Genomic DNA, 603 nt, shown 5'->3' on the forward strand with positions numbered 1-603 from the left:
CTCGGCGCGTTCCGATTTATCAAACAAAGTCGTACTAAGAGAGTATTGTAGTGAAACATTTTGCTCGATGGCGAGTGCTAACACACTTTCTAAACGAGCAGGCCCTTGGAATCGTAGCTGTTTGCCCACTTCCGGCAACTCAACATTTAATGGTAGTGTAGTAGAGGTTTCTGTTTTAGCGAAGCTGTGTGTGCTCAAAAGTGGCATAACCAAAACGAATAATGTGAGTAGTCGCTTGCTCATGATTTGCTGTATCCCTTCAAAATGGTTAACTCAACCGGAATCATATTTGGCCCTAAGTGTTGTAAGGTTTTAACGACCTGACCCTGTTCATTGACCCAATAGTAGTTTTCGACCGATTGAGAAAGGCTGCTAAACTCAACAACTTCTTTATATACGTTGGTCATAGTGCTAGAAATAGGTGTTGTTAACGTTTCGTGGCTTGAGTAAGAGCGCGTTACATTTGCAGGAAAACCATAACGGTATTGTGTTGCCCAATCGTATGAGAGTGCGTAGTTGACAGATGTTGAGTCTAAAGAAAAATCTGGAACGTCACCGTAAACACCTGCTAAGTCCCCACTCTGTAGACCAATCGTTTTAACG

1 protein-coding gene and 1 pseudogene are annotated in these 603 nt (G+C 42.6%); both read right to left on the reverse strand.

Going from position 1 to position 603, the window contains the following annotated elements:
* Positions 1 to 243: pseudogene (locus tag R7Q46_RS28380) on the reverse strand (YjbG polysaccharide synthesis-related protein); the annotation flags it as partial.
* Positions 240 to 603: YjbF family lipoprotein (locus R7Q46_RS28385; RefSeq protein ID WP_318078471.1), on the reverse strand; the 364-nt coding region annotated here is incomplete at its 5' end. The pseudogene R7Q46_RS28380 and the gene R7Q46_RS28385, both read right to left, overlap by 4 nt.

Source organism: Vibrio sp. 811 (assembly GCF_033339195.1).